Raw genomic sequence first — 21,894 nt, forward strand, 5'->3', positions numbered from 1 at the left:
ACGGGCAGGGGCACGATCTTTTTCAGGACTCCAGGTCCAGGGGGGAAGAGTGCTCACCTGCCCGCCGCTACCGGTGACGAGTCTGCCGTATGAGCGGACTCGCTGACTCTCATTAGGGGCCTGCCCATCTTTTCGATGGGCAGGCCCCTTGTTTCGGTGACGATCAGCGGCGGGCGCCGGAGCGTCCGGTGACCAACTTGACCAGGAACAGGAGAATGACGGCCCCGAGGAGGCAGGTGAAGAAGCTGAACCAAAGACCGCCCCCTTCGACGTCCACGTCGAAGAACTTGAGCAGGAAACCGCCGAGGAGCCCGCCGATGATGCCGACGACGATGTTGAGAATGATGCCCATCTGAGCATCCGTCTTCATGATCTTGCTGCCGATCCACCCGGCGAGACCGCCGATGATGATCCAGCCGATAATTCCCAGTCCTAGCACGGAAGTGTCCTTTCAGAAGCGAGCGATCCCGGTGCTGGGATCCCTCGGTCAGGTGTAGCTCGAATGGGTGACGCTTGTTGAGATCGGACAGAACCGTCGACGGTCAACGGGCCTGCGCCGCGGCCTGTTTCTCCGAGTGTGCGCCTTCGTTGGCGAGCGACCCACCCGAATTCTCGAGATGAGCGCGAACGAACCACTGGAACTTCTCGAGTTCCGCGGTCTGCCCGATCAGCAGGTCCTCGGTGATGGGGTCGAGATCCCCGAATTCGTCGATAGCCTTGCGGTTGTCCTCGATGACACCGGTGTAGACGAGGTCGAGTGCGGCCAGGTGTGCCTGGGCGGTGTCGCGGCCGACGGAGTAGTCGTCCCACGTGCGGTCCCGGCCGATGGCGGCGGGAGTGCCGTCCGGCGAATTACCCAGAGCGGCGATGCGCTCGGCAACTGCATCCGCATATCCGCGCACCAGTTCGACCTGCGGGTCGATCATCTCGTGGACGCCGATGAAGTTGGGGCCGACCACGTTCCAGTGAATGTGCTTCAGCGTCAAGTGCAGGTCGTTGTAGGCGCTCAACCGCTTCTGCAAGACATCGGCGACTCGTGATCCCTGATCCTCGGACAGGCCTGGCACGGTGAATTTCGACATTCTCGATCCTCTCGTTCGCTACTGCCTTGTACGGGCAACGGTGTCGGTCGCGGTGGCCGCGACGTTCAGGACCACGATTCGGCAGTCTCGGTGGCGGTGTGCTCGAACATCCACTCGAGACGGTTCGTCAATCCCTCCCGTCGGCAACGTCCAACTGCCGGCCCAGGCCGATCCGGCGATGTATCCACGCGTACCCCAGGTAGTGCACTCGAACCAACTGTGTGGGCCCGCCAACCGTGGCTACCTCACGCCATCACGCCGTCGCCCTTTCCAATCTCTGGAACCTCTTTACGCAAGAACCGGGGTTCTTCCCTGCTCCCTTCAGATTCGAACGATACGACCGTACAACAAAATCTATATCTGTCAAAACAGATCTTGTGTGGGCGCGCCCGCTCATGTGTTCTGGCGGGCACTGCAACATGATGACGCCCCGAAGATTTCGATTCGGCAACCTCTGTGTCCAAACATCGCTCGTGCCGGGTTTCGAGAACCTATCTTCGGGGGAAATCGACAGCACACGGTCGTGTCCGGCGCTCGGAGGAGGAGCAATGCTCAACGTAGCTTTGTTGGTGGCCCTGCTGGGATCGAGCATGTGGGGAGCGGCCGCGCTGCACGGCCTGGCCGATCGGAGGTCGATGCGATGAGCACCGGAGACACACTGGCCCGATCGACCGACCGGGCTCTGCGCACAGGGACCGTGCGATGGTTCAATACAGATCAGGGGTTCGGGTTCATCGCCCCCGATGACGGATCCGAGGATGTGTTCGTGCACATCTCCGAGATCGTCGGGGACGGCCATCGCCGCCTCGTCGACGGGCAGTATGTGCGATTCGAGGTGTGCCGGACGGCGACGGGGGACCAGGCACGCAACGTGCAGATCCGCTGACAGTTGATCTCCGCGACGCACACCTTCGGTTATGTTGCGCTCGGACCGGTCTGGGCACCGATGTTCCGGCCACCATGGACGAGGAGAAAGTGGCGGACTTCGGACAACGGGCCTCCTGTGCACAGGCCGCGCAACCGGACGAGATCGCCCCCTGTTCCGTGTCCGTCGCGGCGGGCCTGCTGTCGTCCTACTACAGCGGGGAGGTTCTCGCGCCCCTCGGCGACGAAACGACGTCCGGCCGAACCGCCCGGACCGACGATCCCTCCTTCTCTGCGTTGTGCACTTGCGTCACGCCGTTGTCGTCCTTGCCGGAGCAAGGCAGACTGTTATCGATGCCGGCCTGCTGACCCGCGGGCAATTGAGGAGGCGATCATGGAGTTGCACATCGTGGCGGTCGACAAGCCCGACGACATGAATGTGATCGTCGGGCAGGCCCATTTCATCAAAACCGTCGAGGACCTGCACGAAGCACTGGCTGGAGTGAGTCCGCACCTCCGGTTCGGCGTGGCCTTCTGCGAGGCCTCCGGGCCTCGCCTCGTGCGCTGCTCGGGCAACGACGACCGTCTCGTCGAGTTGGCCACGCGTAACGCGGTCGCGGTCGGTGCGGGCCACTCCTTCTTCGTGTTCGTGGAGGAGGGCTATCCGGTGAACGTGCTGAACACCCTGAAGCAGGTACCGGAGGTCTGCGGCATCTTCTGCGCTACAGCCAATTCCGTCGAGATCATCGTGGCCGAGACGGAGCTCGGCAGGGGCATCGCCGGAGTGATCGATGGGTACCCACCTGCCGGGGTCGAGGCAAGTGCCGATGTAGTCGACCGCAAGGCTCTACTCCGCACAATCGGCTACAAGCTCTGAGCGTGGCGACGCTTGTCGTCGAGGTGGACGGGCAACCAGCAGGACAAGCCCCTCAATGGTCAATCGGGCAATCTCGTGGTCACTCTCGAGGAGATCCCCCCAGACCTGCCCGAACACTTGTCCGCTCGCCGGCGCTGCGGCGGGCGGACAAGTGCTGCCGGTGATGGGCAGCTCGCTTTCGTGGGGGAGACCCGCTCAGGTCAAGCTCGGCGTCACCGGCGGAGAGCGCTGTGTCGGGCGCTCGCTGCTTTCACTTCACTGCTGCCGTCGTCGCGGATGCCTCTGTAGCCGTACCCTGCAGGCGCTCGGGCCCCTTGGCTTCGTGAGCGTCGAGCTTGTACCGAAGGGGTTTGCCCGATTTAGCCAAACGACGTCCTGCGACAGTCAGCATCGGTCGCGGAATCCCGATACCCATGACCGGCACGCCTGTCACATACCCCTCCTTGAAGAGAAAGTTCGAGGCCTCGGACACTTCGTCGTGGATGAGAGGCGAAGCCACCCAACCAACTTCGACTCCGATAGCGTCCGCATCTAGAATCGGGCTGCGATACCCCTCCGTTGTCTTTGCAAGAAGCCATCGCAAAACAGCGTCACGAACCGCCCACTGACGATCGGTAGCTGCACTCACATTTCAGTCCTCCAGTAGATGTCATTGATTGATGCTGCCATGCACCATAGCTCTCGGTCAGGAATAAGCAAGTCTGGCGAAATTTACTGCGTACCTTGCACCTCGGGGCATCCCGTCTGTCGGTGTAAGACGATCAGGGAGGTCGCAACAGGGGTGCTGCGAATGTCGGTTGGGTGAACCGTTCGGCGATCGCCTTCCGTCGATCTCGTCGAGGCACGCACAACCGAGCTGCCCACACTCGAGCCCCCGCGCAGCGGACCTGAGCTGGACTTATTTCTTTTGTTGGGTATGGTCGAAGGTCAGTTCGCGGTTGCCGATTCGGAAAGGACCGACAATGGCTGACAAGTCCGCTGTCAAGAGTTCAAAACAATCTGCACGTGCGCTCAAGGAGCGCCGAGCGGAGAAGCGAGAGAAGGCCCTCGAGTCCACTCACATCACTCGTAAGCGTAAGAGCTGAAGGGCTGTTGGGCGCTCACGGGCGTTCGAATGAAGGCCTATCGAATGCGAGAATTTCGGGAAGAAAGACTCCTTTCGATTTCTGCTTGGTGTGGAAAGGGCGGAAAAGATCCTGAAGAAATGGCAGTTGTATCCATCTGCCTTGCGTGACCACCTGATCGGGGGGGCACCTTTCGGCCCCTGTAACGTCGTCCCGGCCTCTCCGCGGTCGGGACGACGCTTTTCCCGGAGTTCCGGGTATGCGATACCGTGACTCGGCAGCGTTGCTGAGTCGATGGGCGCATCGCCGAACGCCCACGCCGACAGTATGATTCATCGACGCGGTGACGGTAGGCGGTGTGTTTCAACGTCTTTCGATGGTTTCGAGCGCGACTTTCGGGGACGCGTCCTTTTCGAGGTTTGACCGCGTCTGCATCACTTGTGGCGCCTCCGAGCCAGTTGAATTGCCGGGCATTCCGGAATGGATGTATCCCGTGTTCGGTGCGCGATTGTTGCCTTCGTGTACCGCAACCAGAGCGAAACGCGGATGGACCAGAGTGTGTCGCTCAGCGTATCTGGGTTTCTGTCCGAGTGCCCAGGAGCTGTATCTCAACGCCGCTGCTCCTGCACCCGGCGCGCGCATATTTGCCGGTGTGCGGCGGGGCCCCGCCGCGCACCTGGCCCGATCTGATGTCAGGCGTTGCACGCCTCGGCGTGCCTGGTGTTTCGCGGTGGCCGAGCTCTGAGTCGAGTGCTTCAGAGCCGGCGGGGTCGGAACCGTGTAGGTCCAGGCCCATACATCCATGGAACCGGTGAAGGCGGTAGAACACGTCGCTCCGACCAAGCTCCGGTGGGACTCGAGTTCCGTCTCCGTGCTGACGGGAACGTAGTCGGCGACCGCAACGAAATTCATCACACACGGGGCGCGATCCCCGTGAGCGGTTCGTTACCGGCCGGACAATCGTCGGGTTCAGATAGTTAACGCGTCGTTCCTACTGTCGCTCGAAATGCCGAACATCCGGTTCGGCAAGTCCGTCGAGGAGAGCTACGTTGTCCTACGTCAAGCCACCCGACTTGGTCACGGCGATGATCGACGCCGGTGCGTCGAAGGTGTTGATGTCAACACGCGACACCTGGTCCGCGCGTACATGGGCGGTGCGATACTTGCCCTCGGCGCGGTCTTCGCAGTCACGGTCGGCGTGCAGACCGGGCAACCTCTCATCGGGGCTCTGCTCTTTCCTGTCGGTTTCTGCATGCTGTACCTGCTCGGCTACGACCTCCTCACCGGTGTATTCGTGCTTGCCCCGATGGCCTGGCTCGACAAGCGGCCGGGAATAACTGGTTTCGGGGTGCTGCGGAACTGGGGCCTGGTGTTCCTCGGGAACTTCCTCGGCGCGTTCACCGTCGCTGTGATGATGGCAATCGTCTTCACCTATGGATTCGCGACCGACCCAAACCAGATCGGCGAAGCCATCGGCCATCTCGGCGAGTCGCGCACGCTCGGTTACGCCGAGTACGGTGCCTCGGGCATGTTGACCCTCTTCATCCGCGGCGTGCTGTGCAACTGGATGGTGTCGACCCGCGTTGCGGGCGCGATGATGGCCACCGATATCCCCGGCAAGGTCATCGCGATGTGGATGCCCGTCATGCTGTTCTTCGCGATGGCATTCGAACATTCTGTCGTCAACATGTTCCTGTTCCCCTCAGGCCTGCTGCTCGGTGGCGACTTCACACTCCTCGACTACCTGATCTGGAACGAAATTCCCACCGTGCTCGGCAACCTGGTCGGCGGACTGGCATTCACCGGCCTGGCCCTGTATCTAGCGCATCGCGCACCTCCCAGACACCTGTTGTCGCTCGAAGCAGAACTCGAGACCATCTGAAGCAGTGCGATGACATGCGCCGACGTGGAATGCGCTGCGTCGGCGCATGTCATCGCGGTGTGCGCGGGGTTGCGACTCCCTTCATCCAAGGGCCTAAAGGACCACCGTCAGGGGTCGCACACAACCGGTCGACTGGGCAACTCGACTGGACGGCTGCCGACAAATAACGGTCGGAACCTCCCTGGGCGACGACAGTCTGCGCCTAGAATCCTAGTGACCAGCGATTCTCACTCGACCCTGCGCACGAAGGGATCGACCTCATGGGTTTGTCGACTCATAGCTGGCTGCGCCGAAGTGCGGCTGCCGGTCTCAGTATCGCTCTTGTCTTCGCCGCCGTTTCTTGTGGATCGGACGATCGCAGCGGCCAACGGCAAGCAACGGAGCACGGAACGGACGTCATGCGCACGGACGATCCCGATGCCGACAAGATCGTCGATATTGTTCGCCACAAGCTGGCCGAGCTCGATCTCAGCGGCGCCGTATTCGGCGTATGGCGCGGTGACGAGGAGATCGTCGCCGGAGCAGTTGGAGAGTCGCCGCTCGGCGTTCCCGCTACGCGTGACATGCAGTTGCGAGTCGGCCAGCCGATGGAACCGATGCTGTCGACAGTTCTGTTGCAGCTCAACGAAGCCGGAACGCTGAGCCTGGACGAGTCGATCGACAAGTGGGTGCCCGACTTTCCGCGCGCTGACAAGATCACCCCGCGGATGCTCGCAAACAGCACGACAGGGATTTCGGATTATGTAACCAACCCTGAGTTCTTGAAGATCTTCTATGCAAATCCAATCAAAGGATTTACTTCTCAGGAGATTTTCGACTTGGCGAACTCTCGCCCACCACTGTTTGAGCCGGGGACCAGCTTTGCCTACGCGCACAGCGATTTGTGTCTGCTCGGCGTGGTACTCGAGAAGGCGACGGGAAAGCCCCTGGGTGATTTGCTGAAGGAGCAGATTCTCGAGCCGCTCGGGATGGGCGCGAGCAGCGTCGTGCTGACACCCCAGATGAGTGAACCGATTCTGCACGGCTATACGAACGAACGTGGCGTCTTCGAGGACTCCACGTTCTGGAGTCCAACAGCGTTCCTCAACAGCGGCAACATGAACTCGACGGTGGCCGACGTCGCTCGTTGGGTTCGTGCGCTCGGCACCGGCGAGCTCCTGTCCGACCCGGCGCACAAGGAGATGATGGCGGACAAGACCGCCGGGCTGGGCCCGCTGACTGCGGACAAGTACTTCGCATTCGGAACCGTTCACTTGAGCAGCTGGCTGTTGATGAACCCGGCATTCGGGGGCTACAACGGCGTCGCTCTCTACGAAACGGACTCGAAGACCACGATCGTCGTATACGTCACGCTCGGACCGACGGCTAACGCAAATACCAATAACGCGGTGCCGATCGGCAACGATATCGGTGCCCTTCTCCTCCCCGACAACCCACCAAACGTGCCCTGACCGATCCGACACCTGCTCGGTCGGCCAGACACTCCCGGCGGTTGCGAAATGCGATGCCCTGTATCTTTGCCGCCGAAAGCACAGCTAGACTCCTCGGCCTCTATGCGAGGTGGGCGAATCCCGCTGAAAGTCGTCGCGGAGATACATGCCCGGACCATGATCGAAGACTCCAGCCAAGATGGTCGGGTCTTCGTCCCACAGCGCCTCTTGCCGGACACCCTGGAAACGGGCGGTGGCGGCCTCGAGGTGCGCTTCGAACGCGTCACGTGCGCTGGGAAGCCGGAGGTCGACCGAACCGACAATTCCCGCTGCCACCCGTATCCCGTGGTAAAGACCACTTACGCCCATGGCCCCTGGCCGTTGAAGAACTCGGTTTGTCCTACAGTGCGAAGCTCCTCCGGTCCGTCGGTTCGGTACATGGCCTGGGACAAAGCGACGCCGAATTGCCTGACCTGGTCCTCGCTTACGGCACGAACGGCGAAACCGGCTACGTCAAGTCCTCGGCGCTCACTACTGCCCCGGCGACGGTCGAGGAAGTGACGAAGCTGCCGACCACGACCCTGGCGGACGGCACCACCGTTTTCTCCGCCGGCCCCTCCACCGTGCCGCTCTATGCCGAAGACGGAGTGACCGTCATCGGCGAGTTCGCGTTCAGCTGGGTTTCCTCCGGGTGCTCTGGCTCCAGCTGGCTTCTCAACCGGAGCCAGAGCATTCCGCACGTTCCGCACTAATTATGTTGACGCTTCACCGGCAGATCCGGTTACGACTAGCTCTTGGAGGAGGGTCCCGACATGGGAAAAGCATCGAGTGCAACGCGCAAGAGTGCGGTCTTGGCGGCGTCAGTGCTCGCGTTCTGCGTAGCTGGGGTCGCCAATCCCACCATCGCCGGCGGCCAGCCGACGGGATCCGCAGAAGAGCCGACAGTGGTGGAGACGATGACAGCACAGACCCTCACCACTACGAAACCACAGCCTGACGGCAGCGTCATCGCCACCCTCGACAACGGTGCTCAGATCACGATGACTCCGGACCAGTTCCGCGTCTGGCAGGAAGCAGAGTCCCGGCCCCAGACGCGCGAGCGCGGAAAAGTATGGGTGGCGTGTCCAGGTGGTCGAGTCGGTCGAGTTCGGCGAGGAGGGCCTCTCGGCTGGTGTAGGTCTCGGCAGGGGCGCGAAAGTCCTCATCTGGGGCGGGATGGTGGACCTCCCACCGGGGTCCATCGGCAGCGGTAAAGCCGACCGCGATGTGTAATGGTTGGGAACTCACCCCAGGCTGTCGCGACGTGTTCCCGGGTCGGAACGTGATCCCACGTCCCGTCTTCGTAGCTCTCCCACTCACGGCGACGGGTGAGCATGCGCGTGAGGGTGGGATCGACAACGTCGTACTCATCCGGCTTCGGGTTGTCGCCGGTGTCCCGGAGTTTGTGGCAATCCTCGACGGGCAGCTTCGGTGCCAGTTCGATGAGCGCCCGCTGTGCGGTCGCGTCGAATGGGTTGCTGAGGACCATTGCCCTGGAGTCGGGGAAGCTCACGGTCGCGATCGGGTTTGTACCGCGGGCTGTCGTTGGCCTTGTTCCGCCTCTTTTTCGCAGCCTGTGTGGCCTGCGTTGCTTTCTTCGAGCGTCCCATGGATGTCCCTACGCGGTCTCTCACGGCGTCGTTGATAGGCAGGGAACAATACTGTACTGACGGTTGGCTTTTCATGGGCTTGTCTCTCACACCCAACACCGGTGACAGACAGTGGGAGATCGACGTAGACGCTTAGATGACGGTTGCGTTGTATTTTGCGAGATGGGATCTGACCAGCTCCATCCCGGCTCGGTCATCGAGCACGATCGGGCCCCGGGAGACGGCCATCAGATCATGCAGCCCCACACCGGCATCAGGCTTGATCGCCATGACGACAGAGAACCTGTCCTCATCTTTACGTGCCCGGTACTTGATCCCGAGAACCCCGCAGGTCCCGTGCAGGATCGATGCCGCCCAGTCCCGGGTGATCCGGTAGTCGACGGGGTCGCATTTCGTCAGCCAGGTGTCCTGACCGATCGCCGCCAGATGTGAGCCGTGCACCAGGGCGACGGGGACGTCGTCGGTGACGGTGACCTGGGACAGGACTCGACCGGCCAGCTTGGCCTTGCGCAGGATCCTCGGAACGTGACCATCGAGCGGCAGCGACCGGCAGTAGGTCTCCGCGATGCAGGTGGAGATGTCCTCCCCGAAATAGCTGTAGTGGTACGACCCGTCGGAGGAGTCGAACCGTCCGCCTCCCGCTCCCGCCGGGGTCGGATTCAGGGTCAGGACGCCCCGGTTCGGGTCGCCGGAGTGGATGCGCCAGAGCTTGGTTCCGGCGGTGAGCGACCCGACGTGCGCGGTCACCGAGGCCGGTGGTGGGCGGTTAGGCAATGTCGTCGGCGATCTCGGCGCGCAGCAACGCGCGCACGGCGTCGAACGATCCCTCGCCGAGCAGCTGGACCGGGGACTTGCGGTCGTCGGTCGACGGGTTCGGGGAGAGCCACCACGACGCAACCCCCCACGGATCGTCCCGGGCACCGAGCGCCACGTTGCCTTCCCGCACGACCTGACTCGCCTCGTCGGACAGGGAAAACTGAAACTCCGGATACCGGAACTTCCCGGCCCGCTTGAGCCCGATGACCTCTCCTTTGGCGCTGAGTTTGCGCAGCGCATCGCTGGGATTGGCCCAGTTCTTGTCGTAGTTGTCCGCGACCTCCTTGGCGGAGAGATGCGGGAACGACAGGATGCGTTCGACGGCGTCACTGAGCACCGTCTTCTCGTCGAGGATGTCGTCCGATTCGATGAGCTCGAGAATCGGGTCGTCTCGATCGATCCGCCCGGCCAGCAAGATGTGGGTGACCCGGTCGGCGACCAGTCGCATGCTCGGCCTCTTGTACAGCTCGGCTCGCATCCGGGCGATGAACTCGTGGTCGCTCACGCCGCCGCGCTGCTGTTGCGGATCTGCCTCGTAGCTCGAGGCCGCGGTCTTGTGCGCCATGTCCCCTCCTCGGTGCCGGGGCCGGTACCCCCGACTCGCTTCTATATAGAATTCTACCGTAGATATGCGCTCGCCGGAAAGGGGGCTCCGATGTCATAGCCCGCCGAACCGGCCCGCACCTGGGCCGCTGCCGGCAGACGCCTTTCGTGCGCAGTGCGGGCGCCATGCCCCCGGGACCGGCGAGATCGGCGCGGCCGAGATCCGACGTGCCGCCCGAACGTCCCCGCCCCCGCTGCTACCACCGCTTCCGGTCGACCTCGACGAACTCTCGTCGCTGCTCGAAGGCGACCCCGTCTACGGCGGCGGCCGCATCGACCTGCGGACCGCGACACCTGGCCGACAATGATCGCGGACGATCTCTTCGCCGACGACGACCCCGAGTGGTTCGGCACATTGCATCTCGGTCCTCGTCGGAGTGAGGTCGGTGTTCGTTCACTGCGTCGGATTTTTGCGACAACGCAGTCGGTCACGCTAGTCGTGCAGCCGGATCACCCCCGAGTGCTCGTGGTCCACGAACAGCAAACTCTCGTCCCGGAGAACCCGGGTGGCGATACGATCGCACCGATAGGCGAACACCCCGACATGTTCGGATGCGGTGACGTCCTCCGCAGCCGCAGGGGAAGGCGCGCAATCCGGTAGCCGAGTCTCAGCGCGCTCAGCGGTAGCGACATCATCGTCGTCATTTTCACGATGTTAGGCCGGGGCTGCGGCCAGTGGACGAATCAACCCGCCGGTAGGCGGGACCAGCGGGAAGCCTTAGTTGTGCTTGCGTCGCACGCCGCAGGGGGACGCTGGGATGCGGTGGAATCCCATCTGCGTTCCGCGGCCAGTGCTCCGCTGTGATCAATGCCCGCTCGCGAGATGCCTTCTCACGGGCGGTGGGCCCGCCTCAGTTTGTGCTCGGGGTCATCGTCTTGCCCCTCCTTCGATCGAGCGCTGGTGTGCAAGCAGCATTGTTGTGGCTTGCTCCGAGAGCGCGCGAACTGTGGGCGCATCGAGTAGCCATGTCCATCGCCGGTAGCCGAGCAAACACATGATGCGCTCCCAGAATTGCGTTCGATCGATCCCGAATTGAACCCAGATGTCTTCTGATGAGGGTCCATCGAACGGTAACCATTCGACGGCGAGTTCGAGGATCAGTTGATCGTCGCAAGGGCGGGCGGCAGCCTTCGCCCCTCTACCGACGCCGCCGCCGCGTCGATTTTCATTGCTCATGCGGATGTTCAATCTGTGAGTGCCCAGAAGGGATCGATGGCCGCGAATGGGAGGCCTGCGCGGTTGTTCCGCAAGGAGCGATTCTCGGTGTCGTGTGTTCTGGGGTGTTGCTCCGCGGGAACCGAACCCGCTCACTGAGATGGGTTCGGTTCCCCTCCAGACCGGTGGGGTGCCAACGCGTCGGCGGCTGAAGCAGGTCGTTGGGGGGCCTACTGTTGGGTGGCGTACTCGGCGAGATTCGTTCGAACCCTGTTTGTGTTCCGAGGGCCAAGACTTGACCGTTGTCGATATCTTCTTGCCATACGAGCGATCCCGTCGAGGTGTGCAGGGGGTGGTCTTGGACGGTGAGGATGCGGGCCCCTTCGCCGCTGATGGTGTGTGCGTGCGCGGCCCATCCGGGTGCGGACAGCATCAGGTCGCCTGCGGACCAGTCGAAGCGTTGTCCTTCGACGATGCTGTAGCCGCTGCCGGCGAAGACGGCGGGGTGCCGAGCCGGTGGCCAGGACGGTGCTGTCGTAGCGGAGGACGCTCCCGTCGCTGAGGGACACGGTCGACGCCGCAGTATCCACGGCGACGGCCGGTGTTCCCCGGCGGTAGTCGATGCCTTGTCCGATGTGGTCGGTCAGGGACAGCGACGGAAGGGTGGTGCTGGACAGCACTGCCTTCGACAGTGGCGGCTCGTCGTACGGATCTTCGTCTTCACCGTCGACGAGGACGATGCGGCAATGAGGGTCGTGGTGTCGTAGCGCCGCCGCCGCTCGGATTCCCGGCGACGGAGGCGCCGACGATGACGGTGGTGGCCACGGCGTTCATGGTCAGGACTCGGAGACCGCTTTTACCGTCACCGTCGACCACACGGGCGCCGGAACCGGAGTGTCCGCCAGCAACCGCGCGATGACCGTGCGCGCCCTCGCCCGCTCGACCAGTGCGCCCGGTGATTTCCGTCGCCCCGGACATGTCTTCCCGCTTCGCGCGCGACCGGGGGGCGTCCGCGAAAGGCCTGGACACACGGAGGCCGCGATCGACTTACTCACCCTCGCTGACCGTGCTCCTGTCGGTGTGATCGGGGAGATCGTGGCAGAGGACGGCTCGATGCGGCGGGGGTCGGATCTGCGCGGATTCGCGGACAGCCACGGGCTGCCGGTAGTCACCATCGCCGACCTCACAGCATTCCTGCATCCCGAACCAGGACCCGTGCAAAGACTCTCGACCTCGCGCATGCCCACCGCCTTCGGAGAGTTCCAGGCAATCGCGTACCGGTCGAACGATGACGGAGTCGAGCATCTGGCGTTGGTGATGGGAGACGTGGCAGCGGCCGCCGAAAGTGAACCCGGTGCCCTCGTCCGCGTGCACAGCGAATGCCTCACTGGGGACATCATCGCCTCGACCCGGTGTGGCTGCGGCAGCCAGCTCGAGCAGGCACTGTTGGCGGTAAGTGAAGAGCGATGCGGTGCGGTGATCTACTTGCGGGGGCACGAGGGCCGCGGCATCGGGTTGGCGCACAAGATTCATGCCTACGCGCTCCAGGACCGCGGGATGGACACCGTCGACGCCAACCTCGCCCAAGGACTCGCCGCCGACGGACGCTCGTATGCGGTCGGCGCCCACATCCTCGAGGAACTCGGCATAGGGAGAGTGCGCCTGTTGACCAACAATCCGGCCAAATGTACGGCATTGACCAACTTTGGGCTCGAGGTCCTCGCCCGCGTCGGGCTCGCGACCAACGCGACCACAGACAATGTCCGTTACCTCCGCACCAAACGCGATCGCATGGGCCATGAACTCGACATCCCCGACCCCACCGACCACGAAAGAAGCGTGCTGTGACCGCTCATCTCGGCGACCAGGTCCTGACACCCCTGAACTTTCTCGAACGCGTGGACGCCGTCCACGCCGATCGCACCGCTATGACGTACCACTCGCAGTCGTGGTCGTACGGCGAGTTCGCGGTCACCGTCCGCCGCATTGCCGGCGTACTCGCAGGCCTCGGAGTCAAACCAGGTGACCGCGTTGCCGTCCTGGCCTCGAACACCCCGCTGATGCTGCTCGCACACTTCGCCGTTCCCTTGGCAGGCGGTGTGCTCGTCACCCTCAACCACCGCCTGGCCGCACCGGAACTCGAGTACATCGTCCAGCACTCCGGCGCATCACTCGTCTTGTTCGACACTGAATTCAGCTCCGCTGCACACTCCTTCGGCATCCAGACACTTGCCGCCGAACAGGTGCTAGAAGCCCACGGACCCGAGTACGCACGCTCGGTTGACGACGAATTCGGCCTTATCTCGCTGAACTACACCAGCGGCACGACCGGCAGGCCCAAGGGCGTCATGTATCACCACCGCGGTGCGTACCTGCAGGCGCTTGCCATGACACACCATGCCAAGCTCGGCCTCGACACTGTCTACTTGTGGACCCTGCCGATGTTCCACTGCAATGGCTGGTGTTTTCCGTGGGCAATCGCCGCCGCTGCAGGAACACAGGTCTGCCTCGACCGCCCAGACCCCGATACCGTATGGGCCCATCTCAGCAGCGGCGGCATCACCCACTTCAACGCCGCTCCCACCGTCCTTACCAACCTCACCCAACATCGTGAGGCGGACAACGGACCACTCGACAGGATCGTCGAGGTAGGAACCGGGGGAGCGCCGCCGTCCCCCACCCTCCTTTCCGAATTGACCGCACTCGGCATCCACACCACCCACCTCTACGGTCTCACCGAAACCTTCGGGCCTGCCGTGGTGAACGAACCGCGCCCCGAATGGACACGGTCAGCCATACCGATCTCTCCAAAGCAATGGCTGTACAGGGCAACTCCAACATCGTCGGCACAGGACTCAGGGTCCTGGACACCGTCGGCAAGACCGACGACGCCCCAGTCGTCGACGTCACCGCCGACGGCACAACTCTCGGGGAAATCGCCGTCCGCGGAAACACGGTGATGTTGGGCTACTACAACGACGACGTTGCGACCGAGGCCGCCCGCATAGGGGAGTGGTTCAAGACCGGCGATCTCGGGGTCATACATCCCGATGGATCGGTGGAAATCCGGGACCGGGCAAGAGACATCGTGATCTCCGGCGGAGAGAACATCGCCACGGTCGAAGTCGAACACGTACTCACCTCCCAGCCCGCGGTCGCCGAGGCAGCCGTCATCGGCGTCGCTGATGCGAAATGGGGCGAAGTCCCGGTGGCTGTCGTCACAGCTACGGCCAGGCGTGGACGTGTCCACCGAAGAACTCATTGCCTACACACGGACCCAACTCGCGGGATTCAAGACCCCCAAACACGTGTACTTCCGTGAACTGCCCAAGTCCGGGACGGGAAAGATACTCAAACACCGGCTCCGTGAGCTCATTTCACCGGAATCTCCGCAAGCACTGTCAACGACCATCAACTAGCGCAGCCCGTTGGTATGCGTTGTTGAGCGCCACGGACTCCTACGTCGATGGTCTCCCGAGTGGACCACCCGGTCGGTGACACCGGGTACTCGTGGGGGTAGTGCCTTGCCTCGTGATCTACGCGGTGCTGCGCCGACCATCCTGACCATTTGTAGCGGTCATTCCCGCAGGTAAGAGGACTTCTGCACGTTTTGTCAGGGGTTGGGTCCCCGTTGGTCGATCGAAACTGAGCGGCATACGGATAGGAGCCGCGCAATTAGGATAGCCGCCACCTCCCTGGGTCGCTAATGTCGGCGCTCACACTCGAAGGGAGATGTGGTGCAGAACGAAGTCGATGCCATCGTCGTCGGATCCGGGATCAATGGACTCGTCGCCGCGTCAATGCTCGCGCGATCAGGCTGGAAAGTGGCACTCCTGGAGAGTAATCCCGAGATCGGCGGCTTTGTCGGCAGCGGTGAGCGCACGGTGCCCGGCTACGTGCACGACACGTTCTCATCCTGGTACCCGCTGTTCGTGTCGGGCCCGGCGCACACAGTGCTCGGCGACGACCTGGCCCGTCACGGGCTGCGGTTCTGCAACACCGACGAGGCCGTGACCGCGAGCGTTGCCGACAACGGCCGTGTCACCTTGGCGTACCGCGATCCGGAGCTGACGGCAGCGGGCTTCGGCAACGAAGAAGACGGGAATACGTACCTGGAGGCGTTGCAACGCTTCGGCCGCAACGCGCCGGTGATCGGCGGAATGATGGGCAGCGAAATCCGAAGCGCCGGAGTCGTTCCACTGCTGGCGCGCTTCTTCAAAAACAATGGGCGGCGTGGCTCCGAGCAGTGGCTGCGAGACCTCGCTGCGTCCGGCCGCGCCTACTGTTCTCGGGAGTATGTCGGTCCCGAAGTGGATCACCTGTGGGTGCCGTGGCTGCTGCACGCAGGTCTGTCGCCGGACAATGCCTCCGGCGGCTTCATGATTCCGGTGCTGGCGGCAACCGTCCACGGTTTCGGTCTGCCTGTTGTCGAGGGAGGCTCTGCACGACTGCTCGAGGCCTTTCGAGGACTACTCGACGAATTGGGTGTCGAGGTGCATACCGGATCCCGCGTCGAACGCATCATTGTCGAGGGGGGCCGCGCGACCGGTGTGGAGGCAGCAGGGCGGCGTTACCGGGCCCGGCGCGCCGTGCTGGCGTCGGTAACACCGACTGCCTTGTACGGGTCGCTGCTTCCCCGGGACGCCAGTCCTGCCCCGCTGCGTGCCCAGGCACGGCGATACCGGTACGGGCGCGGTGAGATGCAGATCCACATCGCATTGTCCGAACGACCCCAGTGGCGCGATGCCCGCCTCAACGAGGTGCCGCTGGTGCACATCTCAGACGGGTCGGCGAGCACCGGCATTGCCCGTGCCGAAGCGGAAGCCGGTCTTCGTCCCAGGAAACCGACAGTTGTGGTCGGGCAACAATCCCTCTTGGATCCCTCGCGCGTTCCGGTCGGTGCCGCTTCGCTCTGGTTGCAACTGCAGGAAGTTCCGTACGAACCGCTCGGCGATGCCGCCGGCGAGTTGGACACCGCGGACGGTTGGACCCCGGAACTGGCCAAGGCCTACGCCCAGCGGGTCATCGATCGCTTGGGCGCGCACACCCATGGTCTGAAGATCCTCGGAACGGATGTAATCTCGCCCGCCGATCTCGCGGCATACAACGAGAATGCCGTCGGCGGCGACCCGTACGGCGGCAGTTCGGAGCTGGATCAGAGCTTTCTGTGGCGCCCACTGCCCGAGGCGGGGCGGCATCGGACCTGCGTGGACGGTCTCTGGCACATCGGGGCGTCCACTCATCCCGGGGCCGGACTGGGCGCCGGTTCCGGCCACCTCGTTGCCACCAAACTTGCTGCGCAGCGGCACCGTAAATCCAATTAGGAGTTGACATGTCAGTAATCACCGACCTTCTCGCGTCCATCGCCGGCGCACGCATCGAGCTGATCGACCTCACGGCACCACTGACCGACAAGACCCCGGTGCTGGCGTTGCCGGAACCGTTCAAGAACACCCTTCCCTTCCAACTCGAGTTGATCAGCCGATTCGACGGCGACGGGCCGGGCTGGTACTGGAACAACATTCATACCGGCGAACACACCGGCACCCACCTCGATGCCCCGAACCACTGGATCACCGGCAAGGACGGACTCGACGTGTCACAGGTGCCGTTGCGTTCACTGCTCGCCCCCGCGGTCGTCCTCGATGTCACCGACCGGGTGGCCGACAACCCGGACTTCCTCCTCGATGTCGCCGACATCGAAGAATGGCAATGCACGCACGGTGCACTCCCTGCCGGTGGGTGGCTCCTCTACCGCACCGGGTGGTCGAGCCGGTCGGAGAACAGCGACGACTTCCTCAACGCCGACGAGTCCGGACCGCACACGCCAGGATTCACCGCCGAATGCGCACGCTGGCTCGCCGAAGAGACCGAGCTGGTCGGTGTGGGAGTGGAAACCGTCGGCACCGACGCCGGCCAGGCGACGGCACTGGACCCGGCGTTCCCGTGCCATCACCACCTGCTCGGCGCGGGCAAGTTGGGACTGACGCAGCTGCAGAACCTGGATAAGTTGCCGGCGACCGGGTTCGCGATCACGGTACTGCCGCTGCCCATTGTCGGGGGATCGGGCAGTCCGGCCCGCGTGGTCGCCCTGGTCGAGAAGTAAGGAACGAAAAAATGGCTGAACGTTCGTTCGCCGCCGAGGTCGAACAACTCCGCAACGGCGCCGGCACCACTTTGCATGTCGAGGGCATCCTCGCCGTCACCAAGGCGCTGCTGCAATCCGGTGTCGCCTATGTGGGCGGCTACCAGGGCGCACCGATCTCGCATTTGATGGATGTCCTCGGTGACGCCCACGAGATTCTCGACGAACTCGGCGTCTATTTCGAGAACAGCGCGTCGGAGGCCACCGCGGCCGCGATGCTGGCGGCATCGGTGCACTATCCGCTGCGGGGCGCGGTGACGTTCAAGTCCACCGTCGGCTTGAATGTCGCCTCGGACGCGCTGGCGAACCTGGCCAGCGGCGGCGTCACCGGCGGCGCGCTCGTCATCCTCGGCGAGGACTACGGCGAGGGCTCGAGCATCATGCAGGAACGCTCACACGCGTTTGCGATGAAGTCGCAGATGTGGTTGCTCGATCCCCGGCCCAACGTCTCGGCGATCGTCGACGCGGTCGAGGTCGGCTTCGAGCTGTCCGAGGCGAGCAACACCCCGGTGATGCTCGATCTGCGGCTGCGCTCATGTCACCTGCACGGGGCCTTCGAGGCCAAGGACAACAAACGCCCGCCCATGACGGTCACCGACGCCCTCGAAAATCCGCTGCGGGATATCGATCGGATTGTGCTCCCGCCGGCCAGCTTCCTGCACGAGAAGGAGAAGGTCACCGAGCGGTGGCCGGCGGCGGTCGAGTTCATCAAGGACCGCGGTCTCAACGAGGTCTTCGGGAACGACAAAGCCGACATCGGCATCATCGTGCAGGGCGGCCTGTACAACACGCTGAACCGGTCGATGGAGCTGCTCGGCTGCTCCGACACGTTCGGACGCACCCAGGTACCGACCTACGTCATGAACGTCACCTACCCGGTCGTCGACGACGAGATCATCGACTTCTGCCAGGGCAAACGCGCCGTACTCCTCGTCGAGGAGGGCCAGCCGGACTACATCGAGCAAAACCTCAACGCGATCCTGCGCCGGGCGGACATCCCCACCGCCCTGCACGGCAAGGACATGCTGGCCGTGGCCGGCGAGTACACCTCGACTGTCGTCACCCACGGCGTCAACGAGTTCCTCCAGCGGTACCTACCCGATGCCGTCCAGCACCAGCCGGCGCTGCTGCGTGACCCCGACGACCCGACGAGCCCCACAGCCCCCCGCGTATCGTCCGACGTCGTCTCGCCGCGGCCGCCGGGATTGTGCACCGGCTGCCCTGAGCGCCCCATCTTCAGTGGCCTGAAACTCGCCGAGCGGGAGACCGGCAAACACCACGTCAGCGCCGACATCGGCTGCCACCTCTTCGCAGTGAACGCACCGTTCGACCTCGGCGCCACGACGATGGGATACGGCCTCGGATCGGCGGGCGCGTCCGCCCTGAACTCCAAGGACACCGACCGGCGCAGCATCGCGGTCATGGGTGACGGCGGGTTCTGGCACAACGGGCTCACCAGCGGCGTCGGCAACGCAGTGTTCAACAAGAGCGATCAGGTCCACCTCATCGTCGACAACGCCTACGCCGCCGCGACCGGTGGACAGGACGTGCTGTCCTCTCCAGCTGACCTCCCCACCCGGTCGACCCAGCACCCGATCGAGAAGGCTGTCCGCGGTATCGGCGTGAAATGGGCGCGCACGATCAAGAACACCTACGACGTCGGCAAGGTGCGCGACACGTTCGTCGAGGCTCTCACCACCGACGAGGCCGGGCCCAAGGTGCTCGTCATGCAAAGCGAGTGCCAACTCAACGCCCAGCGCCGCGTCAAACGCGACCGGACCAAAGCGCTCGCAGCCGGCAAGCGGGTAGTGCGCGAGCGGTTCGGGGTGGACCCCGAAACCTGTACCGGCGACCACGCCTGCATCCGGATCTCCGGCTGCCCGTCGTTGACGATCGCATCCAATCCGGATCCGATGCGAACCGACCCGATCGCCGAGGTCCTCGACAGCTGCGTCGGCTGCGGAGTGTGCGGGGCGAATGCACACGCCGCGGTTCTGTGCCCGTCGTTCTATCGCACCGACGTCGTCGACAACCCCACCCGTCGCGAACAGCTCCTCGCCGGCGTTCGCTCGTGGTGGATCAAGATCGCATCCCGCGGCCTCGAGCGCCGCGCCGCACAATTCGAGGCTGCATGATGTCCAACTGGTACAACGGTCAACGTCCGATCACTCTGGCAATTGTCGCCCTCGGCGGCGAAGGCGGCGGCGTGCTTGCCGATTGGATCGTCGCTGTCGCCGAGAACGCAGGCCACTACGCGCAGAACACCTCCGTCGCCGGTGTCGCTCAGCGCACCGGGGCGACGGTCTACTACGTCGAGATCTTCCCGCCCGGCGACGAGCCGGATCGTTCATCGGCAGCTGACGCCCGAATCGAGCCGGTACTCAGCGTGTTCCCGAGCCCCGGCGAGGTCGACGTCCTCATCGCCTCGGAACTGATGGAATGCGGCCGAGCCGTCCAGCGCGGGTTCGTCACACCCGACCGGACCACCCTGATCGCCTCCACCAACCGTGTGTACTCCATCGACGAAAAGATGGCCCTCGGTGACGGCCGCGCCGACAGCTCCGAACTCGTCGCGGCGGCCCAGCGCGCCTCGAAACGGCTGATCGCCGCAGACTTCATGGACATGGCCGAGCAGAGCCGCAGCGTCATCAGCGCCGCGCTTTTCGGTGCCCTTGCCGGATCCGGGGCGCTTCCCTTCAGCAGGGAACAGTTCGAGGCCCCGATTCACGTGTTCGGAAAGGGCGTCGAAACCTCTCTGAAGGCCTTCGCCGCGGGTTTTGACGCTGCGGCACAGCAGAAACCACGCCCCGCACGCAAGTCGAATCCGATCCCGATCTCCATCGGACCGCGCCCGGTGACGCCGGAGGAGCGAAAGGCGAAGGAAGAAGCTCGGCGCACGACGGTCGCGGCGACCACGCCATCCGCCCTGGTCGGGGCAGCTCTGCAACCTCTCGCCGACCGCGTCCTGGACCTCCCGCCTGCGGCGCGGTCGATGATCCTGCACGGCCTCGTGCGGGCCGCGGTTTATCAGAATCTGGACTACGCCGAACGGTACCTGTCCCGGGTGACCCGCTTCGCCGAGGTCGATCCGGACGCCGCGGGAGCGGCACGGTTGACCACCGAGGCGGCGCGGCACATCGGGCTGTGGATGTGCTACCAGGACACGATCCAGGTGGCGATGCAGAAGACCCGTCAGGCGCGGATGGACCGAATCCGTAAGGAAGCGCGGGCGGAACGGCACCAATTGATGCAGGTTCGTGAGTATCTCCATCCACAGATCGACGAGATCACCGACACGATGCCCTCCCGGCTGGGGGCCCGCATGCACCGTTCGAAGTGGTTCCAGCGTCTGGTCGGTGCGATCACCCACAAGGGGATGATCCTGAACACGAGTTCGGTGACCGGATACACGATGTTGAGCACGATGGCGCGAATGCGTCCCCTCCGCCCGCGTTCACTGCGGTTCGTTCGGGAGCAGGCGGCGATCGAGGAGTGGATCGACCAAGCCCTCCGGACTGCAGCAGTTGATGCCGACCTCGGACGTGAGATCGTCGAGTGCCAACGGGTCCTCAAGGGCTATGGCGCCACTTACGAGCACGGCGGCGACAGCTTCGGCAAGCTGATGTCCGCGGCCCATGCGTTGGTCGGCTCACCCGATGCGGTCACTTCGCTGGCAGACCTTCGTGAGGCCGCGCTCGCCGACGAAGACGGAGTCCGACTCGACGCCAAGCTAGCCACAATGAAGCTGGGGGACAACCTTGTCCAGGCTCTGGAGGCCACCTCGAACTGATTTGCGGGATGCACGGGTAGCCGCTTCTCTGAGGACGCTGATCGGGTAGGCACCGCAAGGGGGCGACCTGCAACACTCCAGGCTGACGGCGTGCCCTTCGCGAGGAAGACTGCAGGATGGTCGATCCCGCACACCGTGTGGGGACACTACGGCGGCCGCTGCGGGTAACCGACGTGTGACGCGCAGGGCCTGCGATTCAGTGTCGCCTTCGGTTACGGGTGTCCGGCAGATCGGAGTCGTCGCCCACGACTTCGATCGGCGGATCGGCAGGGTAAGTCGGGCGGGCGAGCCCGGCCTCAGCCGGTGCACCGGGGCCCCGTACATCTCGCGGGTGGAGAGTGCATTGCGTCTGCAGGCGGTCCCGACGGGGCAGTGTAGGCACAGCCGCTTCGCTGCTGTTCACGGTCTCGGCGGGTAGATCTGTTCTCGTCCTCGGAGGCGAAAAAGACTCGAGGACCGCATTTTCGGCAGTTGGCGTCCTGTTGCCAGTTCACGTGGCCTGCAGGTCGCCGTAGGGTTGCCTGCGGGGGTCTGGG

Annotated in this window: 20 protein-coding genes and 2 pseudogenes; 14 read left to right on the forward strand and 8 right to left on the reverse strand. The window is 63.8% G+C overall.

What is annotated here, in order from left to right; translation table 11 throughout:
- Positions 1-163: 163 nt before the first annotated feature.
- Together NOF53_RS04205 and NOF53_RS04210 are read right to left on the reverse strand one after the other, a co-directional pair.
- Entirely contained in the window at positions 164-439 is a 276-nt protein-coding gene (locus tag NOF53_RS04205) for a GlsB/YeaQ/YmgE family stress response membrane protein (RefSeq protein WP_255965821.1), read from the reverse strand.
- 103 nt (positions 440-542) lie between these two features.
- Complete coding sequence (locus NOF53_RS04210) at positions 543-1,082, reverse strand: Dps family protein (RefSeq protein WP_255965823.1); 540 nt, start codon at positions 1,080-1,082, stop codon at positions 543-545.
- A gap of 640 nt (positions 1,083-1,722) precedes the next feature.
- Here NOF53_RS04210 and NOF53_RS04215 point away from each other — a divergent pair.
- From NOF53_RS04215 to NOF53_RS04225, 3 genes and pseudogenes are all read left to right on the forward strand, one after another.
- Entirely contained in the window at positions 1,723-1,968 is a 246-nt protein-coding gene (locus NOF53_RS04215; protein ID WP_374212563.1) for a cold-shock protein, read from the forward strand.
- 33 nt (positions 1,969-2,001) lie between these two features.
- Positions 2,002-2,207: pseudogene (locus NOF53_RS04220) on the forward strand (NAD(P)-dependent oxidoreductase); the annotation flags it as partial.
- Between the two features lie 133 nt (positions 2,208-2,340).
- A complete protein-coding gene (locus NOF53_RS04225; RefSeq protein WP_255965825.1) occupies positions 2,341-2,823 on the forward strand; it encodes an adenosine-specific kinase in 483 nt (160 codons plus the stop codon).
- Between the two features lie 250 nt (positions 2,824-3,073).
- Here the strand turns inward: NOF53_RS04225 and NOF53_RS04230 are convergent, their stop codons facing one another.
- Positions 3,074-3,451, reverse strand: a complete 378-nt coding sequence (locus tag NOF53_RS04230; protein WP_308213778.1) for a serine recombinase — start codon at positions 3,449-3,451, stop codon at positions 3,074-3,076.
- 1,485 nt (positions 3,452-4,936) lie between these two features.
- On the opposite strand from NOF53_RS04230, the pseudogene NOF53_RS04235 reads away from it, so the two are divergent.
- Both NOF53_RS04235 and NOF53_RS04240 read left to right on the forward strand, forming a co-directional pair.
- Positions 4,937-5,769: pseudogene (locus tag NOF53_RS04235) on the forward strand (formate/nitrite transporter family protein).
- Positions 5,770-6,029: 260 nt separating this feature from the next.
- Complete coding sequence (locus NOF53_RS04240) at positions 6,030-7,220, forward strand: serine hydrolase domain-containing protein (protein ID WP_255965828.1); 1,191 nt, start codon at positions 6,030-6,032, stop codon at positions 7,218-7,220.
- Positions 7,221-7,304: 84 nt separating this feature from the next.
- Here NOF53_RS04240 and NOF53_RS04245 read toward each other — a convergent pair whose 3' ends face one another.
- Positions 7,305-7,535 carry a hypothetical protein gene (locus NOF53_RS04245; RefSeq protein WP_255965829.1) on the reverse strand — a complete coding sequence of 77 codons (231 nt, stop codon included), beginning with the start codon at positions 7,533-7,535 and terminating at the stop codon, positions 7,305-7,307.
- 59 nt (positions 7,536-7,594) lie between these two features.
- On the opposite strand from NOF53_RS04245, the gene NOF53_RS04250 reads away from it, so the two are divergent.
- Positions 7,595-7,951, forward strand: coding sequence for a hypothetical protein (locus tag NOF53_RS04250; protein ID WP_255965831.1), 357 nt, complete (start codon positions 7,595-7,597; stop codon positions 7,949-7,951).
- Positions 7,952-8,327: 376 nt separating this feature from the next.
- Positions 8,328-8,471 carry a hypothetical protein gene (locus tag NOF53_RS04255; RefSeq protein WP_255965833.1) on the forward strand — a complete coding sequence of 48 codons (144 nt, stop codon included), beginning with the start codon at positions 8,328-8,330 and terminating at the stop codon, positions 8,469-8,471.
- A gap of 509 nt (positions 8,472-8,980) precedes the next feature.
- Here NOF53_RS04255 and NOF53_RS04260 read toward each other — a convergent pair.
- The 3 genes from NOF53_RS04260 to NOF53_RS27880 all read right to left on the reverse strand — a co-directional run bounded on the left by NOF53_RS04260 (position 8,981) and on the right by NOF53_RS27880 (position 12,208).
- Positions 8,981-9,595: an RES family NAD+ phosphorylase gene (locus tag NOF53_RS04260; protein ID WP_255965835.1), complete on the reverse strand. Its 615-nt coding sequence runs from the start codon at positions 9,593-9,595 to the stop codon at positions 8,981-8,983.
- Positions 9,596-9,614: 19 nt separating this feature from the next.
- Positions 9,615-10,229: a hypothetical protein gene (locus NOF53_RS04265; protein WP_255965837.1), complete on the reverse strand. Its 615-nt coding sequence runs from the start codon at positions 10,227-10,229 to the stop codon at positions 9,615-9,617.
- 1,424 nt (positions 10,230-11,653) lie between these two features.
- Complete coding sequence (locus NOF53_RS27880; protein WP_374212566.1) at positions 11,654-12,208, reverse strand: FAD-dependent oxidoreductase; 555 nt, start codon at positions 12,206-12,208, stop codon at positions 11,654-11,656.
- On the opposite strand from NOF53_RS27880, the gene ribA reads away from it, so the two are divergent.
- The 7 genes from ribA (at position 12,207) to NOF53_RS04300 (ending at position 21,358) form a co-directional block, all read left to right on the forward strand.
- Positions 12,207-13,271 carry a GTP cyclohydrolase II gene (gene ribA, locus NOF53_RS04270; RefSeq protein WP_308213782.1) on the forward strand — a complete coding sequence of 355 codons (1,065 nt, stop codon included), beginning with the start codon at positions 12,207-12,209 and terminating at the stop codon, positions 13,269-13,271. The genes NOF53_RS27880 and ribA overlap by 2 nt on opposite strands.
- A complete protein-coding gene (locus NOF53_RS04275; protein ID WP_255965839.1) occupies positions 13,268-14,383 on the forward strand; it encodes an AMP-binding protein in 1,116 nt (371 codons plus the stop codon). The genes ribA and NOF53_RS04275 overlap by 4 nt, the downstream gene beginning before the upstream one ends.
- On the forward strand, positions 14,383-14,745 hold the full coding sequence (locus NOF53_RS04280) for an AMP-binding enzyme (RefSeq protein WP_374212567.1): 363 nt from the start codon (positions 14,383-14,385) through the stop codon (positions 14,743-14,745). Before NOF53_RS04275 ends, NOF53_RS04280 begins: the two co-directional genes overlap by 1 nt.
- Positions 14,746-15,160: 415 nt before the next feature.
- Entirely contained in the window at positions 15,161-16,747 is a 1,587-nt protein-coding gene (locus NOF53_RS04285; RefSeq protein ID WP_255965841.1) for a phytoene desaturase family protein, read from the forward strand.
- A gap of 8 nt (positions 16,748-16,755) precedes the next feature.
- Positions 16,756-17,529, forward strand: a complete 774-nt coding sequence (locus tag NOF53_RS04290) for a cyclase family protein (protein WP_255965843.1) — start codon at positions 16,756-16,758, stop codon at positions 17,527-17,529.
- An 11-nt stretch (positions 17,530-17,540) separates the two neighbouring features.
- On the forward strand, positions 17,541-19,703 hold the full coding sequence (locus NOF53_RS04295) for a thiamine pyrophosphate-dependent enzyme (protein ID WP_255965845.1): 2,163 nt from the start codon (positions 17,541-17,543) through the stop codon (positions 19,701-19,703).
- The gene (locus tag NOF53_RS04300; protein ID WP_255965846.1) at positions 19,700-21,358 is read left to right on the forward strand and encodes an indolepyruvate oxidoreductase subunit beta family protein; all 1,659 of its coding nucleotides are present in this window, start codon (positions 19,700-19,702) and stop codon (positions 21,356-21,358) included. Before NOF53_RS04295 ends, NOF53_RS04300 begins: the two co-directional genes overlap by 4 nt.
- Here NOF53_RS04300 and NOF53_RS27885 read toward each other — a convergent pair.
- Positions 21,299-21,742 carry a hypothetical protein gene (locus tag NOF53_RS27885; protein WP_374212568.1) on the reverse strand — a complete coding sequence of 148 codons (444 nt, stop codon included), beginning with the start codon at positions 21,740-21,742 and terminating at the stop codon, positions 21,299-21,301. The two genes, NOF53_RS04300 and NOF53_RS27885, sit on opposite strands and share 60 nt — an antisense overlap.
- Positions 21,743-21,894: the final 152 nt, after the last annotated feature.

It is taken from the genome of Rhodococcus tibetensis (assembly GCF_024438035.1).
GTDB classification, from domain to species: domain Bacteria; phylum Actinomycetota; class Actinomycetes; order Mycobacteriales; family Mycobacteriaceae; genus Rhodococcus_F; species Rhodococcus_F tibetensis.

Bases quoted from the DNA above. Each gene is read 5' to 3' on its own strand.
- NOF53_RS04280 (WP_374212567.1), top strand. From the start codon at position 14,383: ATGTTGGGCTACTACAACGACGACGTTGCGACCGAGGCCGCCCGCATA.
- NOF53_RS04215 (WP_374212563.1), top strand. From the start codon at position 1,723: ATGAGCACCGGAGACACACTGGCCCGATCGACCGACCGGGCTCTGCGC.
- NOF53_RS04240 (WP_255965828.1), top strand. From the start codon at position 6,030: ATGGGTTTGTCGACTCATAGCTGGCTGCGCCGAAGTGCGGCTGCCGGT.
- NOF53_RS04295 (WP_255965845.1), top strand. From the start codon at position 17,541: ATGGCTGAACGTTCGTTCGCCGCCGAGGTCGAACAACTCCGCAACGGC.
- NOF53_RS04210 (WP_255965823.1), bottom strand. From the start codon at position 1,082: ATGTCGAAATTCACCGTGCCAGGCCTGTCCGAGGATCAGGGATCACGA.
- NOF53_RS04290 (WP_255965843.1), top strand. From the start codon at position 16,756: ATGTCAGTAATCACCGACCTTCTCGCGTCCATCGCCGGCGCACGCATC.
- NOF53_RS04225 (WP_255965825.1), top strand. From the start codon at position 2,341: ATGGAGTTGCACATCGTGGCGGTCGACAAGCCCGACGACATGAATGTG.
- NOF53_RS04300 (WP_255965846.1), top strand. From the start codon at position 19,700: ATGATGTCCAACTGGTACAACGGTCAACGTCCGATCACTCTGGCAATT.
- NOF53_RS04265 (WP_255965837.1), bottom strand. From the start codon at position 10,229: ATGGCGCACAAGACCGCGGCCTCGAGCTACGAGGCAGATCCGCAACAG.